The organism is Okeania sp. SIO2B9, assembly GCF_010672505.1.
In the GTDB taxonomy this organism is placed as follows: domain Bacteria; phylum Cyanobacteriota; class Cyanobacteriia; order Cyanobacteriales; family Microcoleaceae; genus Okeania; species Okeania hirsuta.
Genome location: NZ_JAAHGK010000032.1, coordinates 1 through 15613, shown reverse-complemented (window position 1 = coordinate 15613; position 15613 = coordinate 1). Strand labels below are relative to the sequence as shown.

General features: G+C 38.0%; 14 protein-coding genes. 9 read left to right on the top strand and 5 right to left on the bottom strand.

Going from position 1 to position 15613, the window contains the following annotated elements; all coding sequences use genetic code 11:
- Nucleotides 1-117: 117 nt before the first annotated feature.
- On the bottom strand, nt 118-1131 hold the full coding sequence (locus tag F6K13_RS02615; RefSeq protein WP_124147172.1) for a photosynthesis system II assembly factor Ycf48: 1014 nt from the start codon (nt 1129-1131) through the stop codon (nt 118-120).
- A gap of 33 nt (nt 1132-1164) precedes the next feature.
- Nucleotides 1165-1503, bottom strand: a complete 339-nt coding sequence (locus F6K13_RS02610) for a rubredoxin (protein WP_124147173.1) — start codon at nt 1501-1503, stop codon at nt 1165-1167.
- 87 nt (nt 1504-1590) lie between these two features.
- Here F6K13_RS02610 and F6K13_RS02605 point away from each other — a divergent pair, with 87 nt between their 5' ends.
- From F6K13_RS02605 to F6K13_RS02575, 7 genes are all read left to right on the top strand, one after another.
- Nucleotides 1591-1722: a hypothetical protein gene (locus F6K13_RS02605; protein ID WP_275670445.1), complete on the top strand. Its 132-nt coding sequence runs from the start codon at nt 1591-1593 to the stop codon at nt 1720-1722.
- Nucleotides 1723-1817: 95 nt separating this feature from the next.
- Complete coding sequence (gene ndhC / locus F6K13_RS02600) at nt 1818-2180, top strand: photosynthetic/respiratory NAD(P)H-quinone oxidoreductase subunit C (RefSeq protein ID WP_287243474.1); 363 nt, start codon at nt 1818-1820, stop codon at nt 2178-2180.
- Entirely contained in the window at nt 2171-2893 is a 723-nt protein-coding gene (ndhK, locus tag F6K13_RS02595) for a photosynthetic/respiratory NAD(P)H-quinone oxidoreductase subunit K (RefSeq protein ID WP_287243473.1), read from the top strand. Before ndhC ends, ndhK begins: the two co-directional genes overlap by 10 nt.
- Nucleotides 2886-3389 (top strand): NAD(P)H-quinone oxidoreductase subunit J, encoded by a 504-nt coding sequence (locus tag F6K13_RS02590; protein WP_124143450.1) that lies wholly within the window; start codon nt 2886-2888, stop codon nt 3387-3389. Before ndhK ends, F6K13_RS02590 begins: the two co-directional genes overlap by 8 nt.
- A gap of 808 nt (nt 3390-4197) precedes the next feature.
- Entirely contained in the window at nt 4198-9075 is a 4878-nt protein-coding gene (locus F6K13_RS02585; protein WP_124155245.1) for an SdrD B-like domain-containing protein, read from the top strand.
- A gap of 1253 nt (nt 9076-10328) precedes the next feature.
- Nucleotides 10329-11597, top strand: coding sequence for a pitrilysin family protein (locus F6K13_RS02580; RefSeq protein ID WP_124143447.1), 1269 nt, complete (start codon nt 10329-10331; stop codon nt 11595-11597).
- A 212-nt stretch (nt 11598-11809) separates the two neighbouring features.
- On the top strand, nt 11810-12445 hold the full coding sequence (locus F6K13_RS02575; RefSeq protein WP_124143446.1) for a hypothetical protein: 636 nt from the start codon (nt 11810-11812) through the stop codon (nt 12443-12445).
- Nucleotides 12446-12635: 190 nt separating this feature from the next.
- Here the strand turns inward: F6K13_RS02575 and F6K13_RS02570 are convergent, their stop codons facing one another.
- From F6K13_RS02570 to F6K13_RS34860, 3 genes are read right to left on the bottom strand one after another with little or no spacing between them, the layout of a single operon-like run.
- Entirely contained in the window at nt 12636-12971 is a 336-nt protein-coding gene (locus F6K13_RS02570) for a XisI protein (protein WP_124155246.1), read from the bottom strand.
- 20 nt (nt 12972-12991) lie between these two features.
- Nucleotides 12992-13207, bottom strand: a complete 216-nt coding sequence (locus F6K13_RS34865) for an element excision factor XisH family protein (RefSeq protein ID WP_338043130.1) — start codon at nt 13205-13207, stop codon at nt 12992-12994.
- Nucleotides 13208-13247: 40 nt separating this feature from the next.
- Nucleotides 13248-13376, bottom strand: a complete 129-nt coding sequence (locus F6K13_RS34860) for an element excision factor XisH family protein (RefSeq protein ID WP_338043129.1) — start codon at nt 13374-13376, stop codon at nt 13248-13250.
- 205 nt (nt 13377-13581) lie between these two features.
- Between F6K13_RS34860 and F6K13_RS02560 the strand changes: the two genes are divergently transcribed.
- On the top strand, nt 13582-13905 hold the full coding sequence (locus F6K13_RS02560; protein ID WP_124143444.1) for a CU044_2847 family protein: 324 nt from the start codon (nt 13582-13584) through the stop codon (nt 13903-13905).
- Nucleotide 13906: 1 nt separating this feature from the next.
- On the top strand, nt 13907-15502 hold the full coding sequence (locus tag F6K13_RS02555) for a trypsin-like peptidase domain-containing protein (RefSeq protein ID WP_287286773.1): 1596 nt from the start codon (nt 13907-13909) through the stop codon (nt 15500-15502).
- Nucleotides 15503-15613: the final 111 nt, after the last annotated feature.

Sequence of the window (15613 nt, the reverse complement as noted above, 5' to 3'; positions counted from 1 at the left end):
CCACCTGAGTGATACTACTCAATTAAAATTATGAGGAAGAATTTTTCTCTGATCTCTTGGTAGCGTTCCCTTGCGACTGGCGTCGTCGCGGGGTCTGACCGCATATTGTATTGAGTTTCAAGCTGCTTCTGAAACTGCTGAACCATTGTATTTCAACACAGTTCCTCTTTGACCAAGAATAAAACCTTTTTCTTGGTTAATAAAAACAATTTTGTAGAAATTTTCTGGAACATTCTCTACATCACGGTCTTTTTCCCAAGTCTGACCGCCATCAACACTGCGAAGTAAATTACCACTACCACCAGAGACCCAAATTTCATCAGGAGTTCGATAAGCCAAATCTAATAAACCCCAACTTGTGGCATATTCTGGAGTAATAGCTTCTCCCCACTCTTCAGGATTTTCTGGATCGCTAAACCGCAGTTGGCCTCCTCGTGCTAATAGCCATAAACGACCATCATCAGTGAACCCCATATTTTCCAAACGGCGAGAGTCTTGACGATTATGAGGAGTCCAAGCTCTTTGGCCTGGTTCCCAACTAGAGTAAAAATTACCCTTTGCCGAAACAGCAATATAGTTACCATCAGGAGAACGGGAAATATTTCTCACTACTCCCACAGCATCCTCTACTTGAGCGCGCCAATGTTGGCCAACATCTTCTGTGCGATAGATAGCTCCCACATCAGTAGTCATCTCAGCAGAATTAGGCCCAAGAGCAATAATAGTATTAGGGGCACCTGGCAATTTAGAACTTAGAGGAATCTGATTCCAAGACTCTCCTTCATCATCCGTGTGTAGAAGTAAAGAAGGCTGTCCTAAAATCCACCCTTCCTTACCATTAAAACTCACTGAAGTCAAGCGAACTCTTTCTTCTATATCAATACTTTTAGGTTGCCAAGTTTTACCACCATCAGTAGTCTCTAAGAGAGTAGCATTACCACCAACAATCCAACCATGGTCAAGATTACCTGTAAATCCGATATCAAATAACTTAGCCTCAGTTGGTAGTTGAACTACTTCCCAGGGATTGTAACCTATTCCAGGTAAAAAGGCATTTTTGCAGCCACTACAAAGTATAACTGCTGCTAGTATTATGAAAATTTGTTTCCAGGACTTTACTATTGAGTGCATCACATTAAATCATTAATAAGCCTTTAGGCCATCTTATCGTAAACCATATAAGCTCAAGAAAAACAAAAATCCTGCGGCTAAAGCGCCGAAAATTAGAATATTTTTCTGGCTTGGTGTGAGTGTATTAACACCAAAACCATATCCAAGGTTTTCTTTGAATCCGGAAGGACCTTCAGCTGGTCCAACATTCACAAATTGAACCTTAGTTGCTGCACAAACAGGACAGCGCCAACCAGGGGGTAAATCTGAAAAAGCAGTTCCGGGCGGAATATTACCAGTAGAACTTCCCTTCTTCGGTTCATATATATATCCACAGGCTCGACATTCATACCGATCCTGTTCCTCTGTGGCCTCAGTGACTTGCTCGCTCATAGTTCCAAAAGATTGAATAGCAATTATGAGAACATCTTTAATTATTATTACAGAATTGGTGTAATTCGAGGAGATGAGTATTGACAAATGATTAATACCCAACTTGATACAGCTACTTTTAGCCTTTTTGTTGTGACTTTTGAGTTAAAAATTAGAGTGACAAAAGCTTGTGGCTCTAGTCTGATGAGGGTTAAACAGCACAATCGTAACAATCGCTAAAAAAATAATCTCTCGTTATAATCTTTAACTTAACTAGAAAGTGTCAAAATGTTCACAGATAAAAGTCCTAGTTACTTAGGAAATGTAGGTTAATTGTGTTTACTCTTAGTGGTTACGAATATTTTCTAGGCTTCCTACTAATTAGCAGCCTAGTTCCAGTTATTGCCTTAACTGCATCTAAACTACTGCGGCCTAAAACTCGTGGCCCAGAGCGACGAACTACTTATGAATCGGGTGTAGAACCAATTGGTGGAGCTTGGATACAATTCAATATCCGTTATTATATGTTCGCCCTGGTCTTTGTCATCTTTGATGTAGAAACAGTATTTTTATATCCTTGGGCAGTGGCCTTTCATCAATTGGGACTTCTAGCATTTATAGAAGCCCTAATTTTCATCACAATATTAGTTGTTGCTTTAGTCTACGCATGGCGTAAAGGAGCTTTGGAATGGTCTTAAGTCCTAATCAAAACCAAAACATTATAAATCCTATTGAGCAATCTCCCCAGGTTACTCAAGAACTTTCAGAGAATGTTGTGTTAACTACAGTTGATGACCTTTACAACTGGGCACGACTTTCTAGCTTGTGGCCTCTACTGTATGGTACAGCCTGCTGCTTCATTGAATTTGCAGCTCTGATCGGCTCTAGATTTGACTTTGACCGCTTTGGCTTAGTGCCACGGTCTAGCCCTCGGCAAGCAGACTTACTAATTACTGCAGGTACAATTACCATGAAGTATGCCCCAGTCTTGGTGCGTCTTTATGAGCAGATGCCAGAACCTAAATATGTAATTGCTATGGGTGCTTGTACAATTACTGGCGGGATGTTTAGTATGGATTCACCTACAGCAGTTCGTGGGGTAGATAAATTAATCCCAGTAGATGTTTACATTCCTGGTTGTCCACCACGTCCAGAAGCAATTATTGATGCTGTCATTAAGCTGAGAAAAAAAGTTGCTAATGAATCTTTGCAAGAACGTGCTCAACTGCAGCAGGTACATCGCTACTACACTGTTAAACACAATATGAAAGTGGTTGAACCAATTCTGAATGGTAAGTATCTCAAGACATCAGACCGTGAAACACCACCAAAAGAATTGACAGAAGCAATAGGTATGCCTATACCACCTGCACTGCAAGCTGCACAAAAAGAGGAGGTAAATCGTGGCTGAATCAGAAGCTCCAATAGTTGAAGCAGGTCAAACTTCAAAATGGCTGACAGAAAATGGCTTTGAGCATGAGTTTCTAGAACCAGATCATCTGGGGGTAGAAATGATCAAAGTTGACAGAGAATTTTTAATTCCCTTAGCTACAGCTTTATACGCTTATGGGTTTAACTATCTACAATGTCAATGTGCTTATGATGCAGGTCCTGGACAAGACTTGGTAAGTGTTTATCACTTAGTTAAGGTCAAGGACGATGTAGACCAACCAGAAGAATTACGTTTAAAGGTATTTGTGCCCAGAGACGATCCTAGACTTCCTTCCGTTTATTGGATCTGGAAATCGGCTGATTTTCAAGAGCGGGAATCCTATGATATGTATGGGATTATCTATGAAGGACATCCTAATCTCAAACGCATTTTGATGTCTGAAGATTGGGTGGGTTGGCCATTGCGTAAAGATTATATTTCTCCAGAATTCTATGAATTACAAGATGCCTACTAAATTTTAGGTTGAAACTTTGACCTTTTGACCTAAGTAGTATTAGTAATAATAGCCTTTAGACAATTGGTAAAAAAACATTAAACAGAGAAAATTAGCTTGATTTGATATTTACATTCAAGTCAATTTCTATCTATTTTCTTAAGGTTTCAGGAAATAGGAGAAAATTTTTCTGGAATTGGAACTTGTCATAGATTAATAACGTCCCGACACCATAGCACCCCCCTATTTTTTGATTAGGTGGGTGCTTAATATTACTAAAAGATTCAATAATTAAATTTTGTTTATGGGCTCAAAAATAAAGTATTCTAGTCTATTTTCTAATCTAATTGTCACATTCTTGTCAACCTGATATAATCCTCAGCGTCCGCGCTTTAGCTTTACTCGTTATTGGGTGATAAGCATTATATTGATTTAAGGTATATCTGTATTATTGGTGTAGTGGTTTTTAGCCATTAGTTAAATACAAATCGCTATCAAAAAATCTTGAAAGAGAACTCCTGCTATAATCGCGAGATTTAGCGATGAGATGAATTTCAAAGTTGTAAATTAATTGAGTGGTAGCGAATTAGTAAAGGGTTAATAGCGGTGGGGCACACCGTTCAATAAAAGCGCACCGCCTGCGCTGAGGTTTCCTCAGCGTAAAGACGGAGCAAGAAAAGCTTGTGGAGACGGTCTGGCAGGGGTACAGCTCAACTTGTTTGATTTGTTATCTAGTTAAGAGTTTGTGAAGCAAGAATCCCCCGTTATAATCAAGCGATTTAACGCTGGGAGTGTCAATAGCATAAATTTACGGTGGAGGAGTTAGAACGTGAATGATGGTATGAGAAACAGCTCCCAACTTGGCGGGAGCGGTAATATAGTAGGTGTCACATTTAATGACATAGATGGGGATGGAATTTTTGATACAGAAGATCAAGCAATACCTGGTGTTACAGTCTATTTAGATCAGAATAACAACGGTATTCAAGACCCCAATGAATTATCTAACATTAGTCGTTCAGATGGTGTCTACAACTTTTTGGGATTAGTAGATGGTGAATATTTTGTCAGACAGGTTCCACCCAGTGGCACTGTTTCAACTACACCACTGCCAGTACCAGTGAGCATAGTCGGTGGAAGTATGGTCAGAGAGAGCAGGATAGCTCTTGGTAGTGGCATAGGTAGCCCAACACCAACTCCCACTCCAGTTCCCACTCCAGAACCTACTCCAGTTCCCACTCCAGTGACAGGACCAGGTAGAGGTAATATTAGTGGTGTATTATTTGAAGACTTAAATATTAATGGTGTCCGTGACTCTGGGGAACCAGGAATTTCTAACAGCCAAGTATTCCTTGATGCCAACCGAAATGGCATTTTAGAGGAGGGGGAAGCCAGTACTTTTACAGATGAATTTGGTTTTTATTCATATGTAGACGTATTCCCTGGCCAATACAACATTGACGTTATCAGGGAACTAGACGAAGCAAGAACAACTCCTAATTCAGTAATTATAATTACTGGTCTAGAAGAAGAACAACCAAATATAGCTCTAGATATTGGTATAGTTACTCCTAGCGGGACTGGTAATGTTGAAGGAGCGAAATATCTCGATCTTAATGCTAATGGTATTTTAGATCCTGACGAGCCTGGAATACCAAACTTTACTATCTATGCAGATCTCAATAGTAATCACATTCTAGATGTGGGTGAACCATTTGATATCACTGATACTAATGGTGTTTACTTCTTACCTAATCTTCCAGCAACTCGCCTGACTATTCGGGAGGCAGAGCAACAAATAGGATTCAATCTGACAACTGATTCTCAGACTGTTGATGTACCTGATGGAGAAACTTTATTGGGCATCAACTTTGGTAATGCTGAAAGAAATGTAATTGCCGGTGTCAATTTTGTAGATAACAATAGCAATGGTGCTATTGACCCAGGAGATGTAGGTTTATCAAACTCTACTGTATATCTAGACCTCAACGAAAATGGGATCTTTGATCCAGAAGAACCATTCAGAATTACTAACAATGAAGGTGAGTACAGCTTTAATACTTTACCACCAGATACTTATGTTGTCAGAGTAGTACCTCAACCAGGATTTACTCAAACAACACCAGATCCAGTTATTATTGTCACTAGTGGGGACGATTCTAACTTCGTAAATATTGGTACTGCTCCTGACACCCCTTTACTTCAGGGTGACTTAATTGGGAATAAGTTCAACGATTTTAATTCCAATGGAGTTCTAGATCCAGGAGAACCTGGTTTAGCTAACTTCACTCTCTACTTAGACCAAAACGGCAACAATATACTAGACCCTACAGAACCTGCTGCAATATCAAATGTTGCTGGTGACTTTAGCTTTACTAATCCTCCTGTAGGAACTTACTTTCTGCGAGAAATACCCCAACCAGGTTTTGTGCAAACTACTCCAGATCAAGAAATTACTCTGAATGCACCTATTAACGTTTTGCAAGGTGATGCTCCCATTATCTTGAATGTTGGTAATGCTGTAATTGTAGATCCAGTTCCAGTTCCAGAACCAGTTCCAGAACCAGTTCCAGAACCAGTTCCAGAACCAGTTCCAGAACCAGCACCAGAGGAAACTACTGATGCTGACACTGCTACAACAGAAGTAACCACTGATGCTGGCACTGTTGCAGAGGAAACTACTGATACTGATACTGCTACAACAGAAGTAACCACTGATGCTGGCACTGTTGCAGAGGAAACTACTGATGCTGACACTGCTACAACAGAAGTAACCACTGATGCTGGCACTGCCACAGCAGAAGTAACCACTGATACTGATACTGCTACAACAGAAGCTACCAGAATTAGTAGTCAAGTTACATTAACAGGCAGAATCGCTGGTACTAAATTTAGTGACAATAATGGCAACAATATAGTAGATCCAGATGAACCTGGTCTTGGTGGATTCACTATTTACCTAGATACCAATAATAACCAAGTTCTAGATCCCGATGAACCTACATCTATTACAAACGTAGATGGTAGCTATAGCTTTGAAGGTTTACCACCTAATACTTATGTAGTCAGGGAAGTTCAACAACCAGGCTTTATACAAATTACTCCCGATCCAGTAATTACCATAGTTGGGGGTGACGACGTTGACTTCGTGAATATTGGAAACCAACCTGATGTACAAATAATTCCCGATCCTCCAACTCCAATTCCTACCCCTCCTCCAACTCCAACTCCTACCCCAATTGTAAATACTGATAGCACGGGTACAATTACTGGTGTTAAATTTGACGACCGCAATGGTGATGGTTTAGCAGACACGGATGAACCAAGACTTATAGGTGTCGAAATCTTTGTAGACCTCAATAATAATGGTTTAGCGGAAGCTAATGAACCATTTACGCTTACAGATGCTCACGGGGAATATCGGTTTACCTTGCCACCAGGTAACTACAGAGTACGAGAAACACCACCTGCTGGTTTTGTTAACACTACTCCTACTCCTATTGTTCCTGTTGTTCCTGGTCAGACTGTCGTTTATAACTTCGGTGATAGTAGTATTTTTGACCCCAACACCAGCATTAGTGGTGTAATCTTCACTGATAGTAACAACAGTGGTTTTCAAGATCCTGGGGAAGCAGGTATTCCAACTGCTCAAGTTTTCCTAGATCTAGACGGTGACGGAAACCTAGATAGCAGTGAAGACCTCAACCTTAACGGTGTACTGGATGATGGCGAAGACCTAGACGGTGACGGAAACCTTGATATAAGTGAACCTGAAACTTTCACCGATCCTGATGGTCGTTATGTCTTTAATGGTTTAACCCCAGGGAATTACACAGTTGATGTTGTTCTGCAAGAAAACTTATTCCTAACTAGCAGTAATCCCATTATTAGTGTTACTGTTGGTCAGGTACTACCAGATCCCAATATCTCACCCACTCCAATTAATCTTCCTCTCGGTCAGAGTCTAAATGATGTTGACGTTGGTGTTAACGTCACATCACCAGATGAAGATACTGTTAGTGGTATTGTATTTGCTGACAACAATGGTAACGGACTATTTGAACCTCTAAAAGGGGAAGTAGGTTTGCCTGGTGTTGAGGTGTTCCTAGATGTGCACACAGATGGACAGATACAAGGCTTTGAACCAAATCAAATTAGTGGTCCAGGTGGTACTTATGGTCTAGATACATCTGATGTATCAGGCTCATTTCCGCTTCTACAAATTCTTGATCGCACAGGGTTCATTCAAACTACTCCACCAGCATTTGTATCAGCTGACGGTAGTGTTGTTTACAACTTTGGAAACCAACCAGAAACCTTAATTACTGGAATTGTTTTTGAAGACTTTAACAGTAACGGTATCCAAGACTTTAACGATACTAACGGTAATGGCATCCTTGACCCTGACGAATTTGTAGAAAGGGGTGTTCCTGGTTTCCGTATCTATGTCGATATCAATGAAAATGGCATTCTTGATAATGACGATATTGAACCTAATACCTTTACAAACACAGATGGAGAATATGCAATTGTTGGTTTGTTACCAGGTACTTACACACTACGTCTGATTCCAAATCCGGACAACTTTACTTCTACTACTCTAACAGACCTCACAATTACTGTTGATGAGTTTGAAAATTCCAATCTGGAAATTGACTTTGGCCAGTCTCCGATAATTCCTCCTCCTGGTCTTGCTAATATTTCAGGTATTGCATTCATAGATGAAAACGGAGATGGTTTAGCAGATGCAGGTGAACCTCAACTACCTGATGCTGTTATCTATATAGATGCCAACGATAATGGGGAACGAGATGATGGCGAAAGATTTGCACTTACCAATCAATTTGGTCTCTATGATATCCCCAATGTATCTCCAGGAACTTTTGTAATTCGTCAGGAACCATTTCCTGGTTTTACCGACTCTACTACTCCAGAACCAGTGATAATCACTTTGATAGAAGGGGATAACGCTGACTTTGTTAATTTTGCCAACGACCCAACAGGGTTACCAAAAGCTGTTCTTCCTGTTGTTAGTATTGGTGGTATTGTTTTCAATGATATCAACGGTGATGGTCTGTTAGATCCAGGAGAGAATGGTATTCCTGGTACTACAGTATTCCTCGATCGCAACGATAACTCAATTCTAGACAATGAGGAACGTACTGCGATTACTGATTCACTGGGTGTATACGACTTCGATGGTTTACCTCCTGGTACCTATACAGTCCTGCAAATTCCTCCACCAGGTCTATTCCAAACTAACCAAGACCCAACTCTAACTCTGTTTGCAGGTGATGATGCTAACTTTGTCAACTTTGGCAACAGTGCTAACCCACCAGTTATACCACCTCAACCACCCATACCACCTAGTGGTACTGGTAGCATTAGTGGGATAACTTTTGAAGACCTGAATGGTAATGGTTTCCTAGATGCTGGCGAACCTGGTATTGGCGGTGTTGTTATTTACTTCGACCAAAACAACAACTCTGTTCGAGATGCTGATGAAATATTCGTTGCTACTGATGCCAACGGTAACTACGGTTTCTCAAACTTAGCAGATGCTAGTTATACAGTTCGGCAAGACCTAAACCCAGAGCAGGCAGCAATCTTTACTCAAACTGTTCCTGGTCCTAATGAACCAGTATTTATCAGCACTTTTGGTGGTGCTAATGTACCTGGTGTTAATATTGGTAATATTCGTCTATAAATATCGAGATAAATCTAGATATTTAGATAGCAACAAAACTCAGGGTGGAAACTGAGATAGAACTATAAAATTAAATTTTTAGCGTAGTCAATCATTTTGGGAAATTTGACTACGCTTTTGTTTTTTTGACCTGTTATATCATGTCCGGATAATTAGGGTTTGCGCTTCACTAGTCTTTTAGTAGGGGTAGGAGACAACCCACCCCTCGCCCCTCCCCCTCCCAGGAGGGGAAGACAGGAGAAATGGGAATGAGCCAGGAGGTAGGAGTAAGAATTTTCCTAAGATTGTTCTGCCCAACTATGCGCCTAAAATACGCTCCTTTTTGAGCGTTTTATATCATGTTCCCCTCCGGGGGAGCTACGAATTGCGGATAATCAGTTATAATAAACCTTCTGCCTTCTAACCTTGCTCTTTCCCTTCTGCCCTCTGCCCTCTGCCTTCTGCCTTTGGTCCACAGATATTATAAGTATTCAACCGAACATGATATTAGACGTGATACCAGGCACTTTTTTCGACCCCAAAAAGTACGCCTGTTTCAATTCACTTACCCTTTAAAAGTGAGAATTTTGGGGTGAGGGGGGCATAAAAATCAAAGAACCATTATTCCTCCTACTTTCCCTGTCTTCCCACCCTCCCCGCACTTTACTTTTTTCAGCTACGCGATCGCACTCCCACTCACTAATCCTCTTTTCATTTTAATAAGCACCTACGCAGAGCGAATCACTTACCTCAAAAATACACGAAAATTTCTTGACAAGCAACTACCCTGTATTTCTTACGTATCAATACTTTGAAAAAATGGCCAACGAGAAGCGATAACTACGTTTAGCTGTGCTATCGCAGCCCAAATTCCCCCATTTTTTCCCCTAAATAGCTCATTTCAACTTTTTTGGCAAAAATCAGTTTAAATTCCAAATATATTTGAGACTATTTCATAAATTTAATTAATATAAATATATTTTACCGAATAATTAAGTCCAGTAGGGTGCATTAATGAAATGTAACGCACCATAATCAAAGAAAGAAGAAACAGGGCGATCGCTCTGTGCTCCTAAGAGAAAACCAAAACCAACCAATCAAGTACTCCAGTAGTGAACTGACACACCTAATTTTCTGCAAAATTTGTAGGGTGCATACTACTTACGGTTAAAATTCAATTGTATTAAATATTACAAATCATCTTATACAAAAGTTATATAATTTTAAAATTCAATGCAAATAAAATTTCAGCCCAAATTTAATTATTAAAAGAATTGTCTGTAGTAATTTCTACTCCTAATTTTCCAGCTAACGTTTTCAAGCTGGATAATGGTCTAACAATTATTCATCAATATATTTCAGTCACTCCAGCAGTGGTGATAGATGTGTGGGTAAGAGCAGGTGCTAGGGAGGAACCCGATAAATGGTCAGGTATGGCTCACTTCCTAGAACACATGATTTTTAAGGGAACAGAAAAATTAGGTCCTGGAATCTTTGATCAAATAATTGAAAATCGTGGCGGAATAGCAAATGCTGCTACAAGTCACGACTATGCTCATTTTTTTATTACAACTGCTGCCCAATATGTAGAAGAAGTAGTACATCCATTGGCAGAATTATTGTTGCGTGCCTCCATACCAGAATCAGAATTTGCTAGAGAGCGGGAAGTGGTATTAGAAGAAATTCGTCAATCAGAAGACTGTGTTGATTCGATAGGTTTTCAAGCATTGATGGAGAATGTTTACAAATATCATCCCTACCGACGTTCAGTTATGGGTACGGCAGAACTTCTGAGAGAGCGAGAAGTTGATGAAATGCGTTGTTTTCACAATTATTACTATCAACCAGAGAATATGGCAGTGGTAGTTATTGGGAGAGTAGAGGAAACCCAGGTAATAGAATTAGTCAATGCAGCTTTTGCCAATTTTCCCGAAAAATCTTCTCATTGTCCGCGAGTCGAGATAGCAGCAGAGCCGTTAATAACTGAAGTTCGTCGCCAGGAAATATGTTTGCCAAGATTAGAACAAGGTCGTCTAACAATGGCTTGGTTAGGACCTGGAGTCGAACAGGTAGATGATGCTTATGGATTGGATTTACTGTCAATATTATTAGCCGATGGTAGAAATTCTAGATTGGTTCGAGAATTGCGCGAAGATTTAGGTTTAGTGCAAGGAATTGTTAGCAGTTTCTCTTTGCAGCAAGACTCAAGTTTATTTACAATTAGCGCCATGCTAGAACCGAAAGATATTCCAGAAGTAGAAGCACGAATTGGCGATCAGCTTTATGAGTTATTAAATCAAGAGATTTCAGAGGTAGAATTAGCTAGGTGTCAGCGTTTATTATGTAATGATTATGTGTTTTCCATTGAAAGTCCAGGACAGCTAGCAGGTCTTTATGGTTATTATTTTACTATAGCAAATCCAGAGTTAGCAATTAGTTATCCAGAAAAAATAGCAGCATTTCAACCACAAGAATTACTCAATTTAGCTAAAAAATATTTATCTCCAAATCGCTATGCAGTCACAGCATTAATACCTATTTAGGGTTTGCATAAGGAGTTAGGAGTCAGGAGTCAGGAGGAAATAAAGAAGAAGAAAGAAGAAGAAAGAAGAATAGTTTTTTGATCACGCTATTATCCGGACATGATATAATTTCATATTAATTTAATGGACATACACTTATTTGAGTTGTTACTATTTTGATTATAAGTGCAAAAAACTATATTGCTCCCAACTAAAATTCTAGGTAAAAGTTTATGTCTGATAATCTTTCATTACTAAAAAATCGAGACTACACATTTATTTTTGCTCGAAGTTTTGAAAGCTGGTCTGCTTCTAATGTGTATTATGAAGATTGGATTGCAGCACAAATAAAAATCATTGATTTAGCCAAGCATTGTCAATCATTAGATGATGATGGAATTACTGTTTACCTTGCTTCTAGTCCTTTTATCAAGCATACAAACACAGAAGTAGTAAAATTAGCTCAACTATTTCAGCTAAAAAATCCTCCAGAAATAATAGATGTAGTAAGTAGTCTAGAAGATGCTCTGGATGACTATTTTCAACGCCGAGATGCAAAGAAAACTAAAAATGGGGATATTATTCTAGTATTAGTAGATAAAATTTCTGATGAACAAGAAGCTTTGGTAAATTTAATTATTAATGCTACTGAAAAAATCGACCTAATTCCAGGTACAGAAAATAGTTATGAACTAGGAATTAGTTTTTTACAAATTGGTGAAGATCCAGAGACAAAAGAATGTTTGACTTTCCTAGACGATCATCTCGTTAAAGCTGGTGCAAAATGTGATATTGTTGACACGAAGTTTTGGTATGAAATTAAGCAAAAATCTCTCACAGATATTCTGATTCATGCTTTAGTTGATTAGCAAAGTACTAGCATTAGAAATATAGGAAAAAGTGATAAGAGGTTGACTTAATTAGAACATTAGAGAATGGCGGTAAAAAACGACAAAAAATCTTACTATTTGGGGTGCTTAACTGTTGAGTTTAAGCGGAGCAAAACCCAACTTACTGTGTGAATGATTGGCGATCGCTCCACATTAGTAATATGGACTACTATTTAACTGCAAATTCAGTATAAGGACGAATATGTTCCGGTTTAAATGCCAGAACAATTTGCTCTTTAGGAATGCCAGCTTCCATTAAGTCCGTAGCAATACCATCCTCTATTCCATCTCTTTGTATCCAGATTTTATGATCTATAATTTGCAAATGAACTAAACAACCATGTACTCTTTCTCTATTTTCCCATCCCTCTAAAAGAATGAGATAATTATCAGAATCTTGATCAACAATTAGTAACCTGTTCACTTCACCTGTTGCATAAAATAAATTAGCATAATAACCCAGAGATTCAATAATAACTGTTCTCAAATTGTCTAAGTTATCCATTTTAATATTACTTCCTGAAGTTAATCGAAAACTAATAATTTAAGTCGTTGATTTTCTAATAAAACTTGACCAATGGGGTCTTCAAAAACGTCAACATAAGTTTCTTGATGAATAGCTAAATATAAAGTTATTTCTGGTTGTGTTCTTACTAATAAATCATAGTAAAGAATATATTGACCTAACGCTTTATCTAAATCATCTATAGCAGATTTACCAACAAAAAATTTTAACTTCAACGGCAATTTTTTGACTATCTTTTTCAGCAGCAATTAATTTTTATGCTCCTAAATCAACGCATAAATCTCTTTTTCCCCAGCGAATAATTAGGGGGTCATTGGTTACAATCCAGTCATCTTTCTCTAGGGCAGTTTTCACAGTATTATGATAAATATCTTTAGCTGGCATTTCTAATAATTTTTAATAATTGTTATATTGTGTTTTGTGGAATGTGCATCTTACCCATTCCTAATATTTTCACCGCAGGCAGGATACTCACCCCACTTATATTCATCCCATCCCTCAGCAATGCCCAAGATACTTAAATGAGAAGTGCTGTAAGAAATGCTATATGCTTTAATAAAATAGTAGTTAAATTTAGTAATTAAAGCAAATGGTCACTAGATTAATTAAATTAGAAGATGGGACTTTAGTAGAAGCAGAAATTCCTGACGATCAAGCAGAGACCATATCTAGTAGTACTATAAAAAAAGTCGAATCTACTTTTGACAAAGTTGAACCTATATTAGCTAATATTAGTCGTCCTATTGCTAAAGCTTGGAAAAAAATTGATCAAGATATGAAGGTAGAACAAGCTGAGGTAGAAGTAGCTTTTAATTTTGAAGGTAAAGGTAATCTTTATATTACTCAAGCAAAAGCGGGTGCAAATTTAAAAGTTAAATTAGTGCTGAAACCAAGACCGCCAGAAGATGATTAGAATGCTAGAAGAATCTATTGTTTTAATTTCCAGTGCTAGTAAAGAAGAACCAGAAGTAAATAACATTGGTACTGGATTTCCTTTTTATAGAGAAAAAATTTATACATATTTACTTACCTGTGCCCATGTTGTTAAAGATGTGGGTGGCGATGGGAATGTATTGGTGAATAATATTCCGGCAGAAATTGTAGCAATAGGAGATGTTAAAAGTTTTGATTTAGCCGTGTTGCGAGTTGAGGGACTTTTGCATATTCCACTGCTACAACTAATATGTTTATCCGAGGCAAAAGAGAGAAGTTTTCAGATAGCAGGTAACTATCTTTATGGTGAAGAGAACAAAAGAAGGCTCGAAATTATTAGTGGAGTTTTGGGTAAAAAGGATTTCCTCACTCAAAGTAATGAAAGGGTTATAGCTTGGGAGTTGTTAATAACTCAAAGTGACTGCCTTAAAAAAGGTCATAGTGGGGCACCTATTGTTGATTTAAAAACAGGTTTTGTTTTGGGTGTCGCTACTAATAAGGAGAGAGAGGGAAAAGTAGGACTAGCTATTTCTGTGGAAGCTTTGAAAAAGATTTGGTCTGAAATACCTCCTACTTTTGATTTGCAATTTCAACTAAACAGTCTAGTTTTTTCTGCGGAAGAAAAAGACTGGAAAATTTTCCAAAAAGTCTATGGTAATTGTTGCCCAGAAGACTGGCCCTACACTGATCCTCAGAATATTAAGGAGATGATAAATTATCTTCTGGATATGCCTCCGCGCAAGAATTCTTATAGTTCGCTGATAGAGTTTATTGCCCGTTTGTTGATAGAACCAGAAATTAAAAAATCTGAATATTATCAGCAATTAAAAAATTGGGGTGAAAATAATTACACTGATTTAGATAAATTATTAGAAAAGTTAAAAAATGTTAGAGAAGAACAGCAAACCAGTTATTTAAAAAGTTGCTTAATGATATATGTAAAACCTAGTTGTTTAGAAAAGGATAATCGGCGATATTTAGTGTCGGCCTGGTTTATTCCAAACCGCGAAAAATATAATTATCAAAATCCTGAAAATTGTTACTTTCTCGAAACAAAAAAAGATGATTTTTCCAGGGCAGAAATTATAAATTTGCTCAAAGATTTTTGGGATGAAAGTGACAAATACGTTCCTCAAAGCCATGGCGAGCAAAAAACTATTGTTGAATTATTTCTACCTAGAGAATTATTAACTCAAGCAGTGGAACTTTGGGAAATTGAACCTCTTGAAGATTTAGAACCTGTTGGCGTTGATAATCAAGTCGTTATTCGTTCTAGTCAGCGTCTGGAAAAAAATTATCTGAAAAATCGTTACCGCAATAAATGGATGAATAGATGGAATTATTTATCTGAAAAATTACACGATTTTTGTCATTGTTGTTTGACTGAAGAATGTAATGATGAAGCTTTAATTTTAAAACTTACTCAAACCCCATGTCCAGAAACTTTGAAAAAAATTGACCAAGCAGCAATACCAGTAGCTATTTGGTTTAGAAATAATATAGAAGATGTTGAATGTATCAACAGTATTTTTGCAGTAAAAGTTAAAGATTTGCTAGAAGAAGTTAAACAACAATGACAAAAATCGTGTAATTTTTCAGATAAATAATTCCATCTATTCATCCATTTATTGCGGTAACGATTTTTCAGATAATTTTTTTCCAGACGCTGACTAGAACGAATAACGACT

Bases quoted from the DNA above. Each gene is read 5' to 3' on its own strand.
- F6K13_RS02570 (WP_124155246.1), bottom strand. From the start codon at position 12,971: ATGGATAACTTAGACAATTTGAGAACAGTTATTATTGAATCTCTGGGT.
- F6K13_RS02615 (WP_124147172.1), bottom strand. From the start codon at position 1,131: ATGCACTCAATAGTAAAGTCCTGGAAACAAATTTTCATAATACTAGCA.
- F6K13_RS02610 (WP_124147173.1), bottom strand. From the start codon at position 1,503: ATGAGCGAGCAAGTCACTGAGGCCACAGAGGAACAGGATCGGTATGAA.
- F6K13_RS34860 (WP_338043129.1), bottom strand. From the start codon at position 13,376: ATGCCAGCTAAAGATATTTATCATAATACTGTGAAAACTGCCCTAGAG.
- F6K13_RS02605 (WP_275670445.1), top strand. From the start codon at position 1,591: ATGATTAATACCCAACTTGATACAGCTACTTTTAGCCTTTTTGTTGTG.
- F6K13_RS02555 (WP_287286773.1), top strand. From the start codon at position 13,907: ATGCTAGAAGAATCTATTGTTTTAATTTCCAGTGCTAGTAAAGAAGAA.
- F6K13_RS02560 (WP_124143444.1), top strand. From the start codon at position 13,582: ATGGTCACTAGATTAATTAAATTAGAAGATGGGACTTTAGTAGAAGCA.
- F6K13_RS02575 (WP_124143446.1), top strand. From the start codon at position 11,810: ATGTCTGATAATCTTTCATTACTAAAAAATCGAGACTACACATTTATT.
- ndhK (WP_287243473.1), top strand. From the start codon at position 2,171: ATGGTCTTAAGTCCTAATCAAAACCAAAACATTATAAATCCTATTGAG.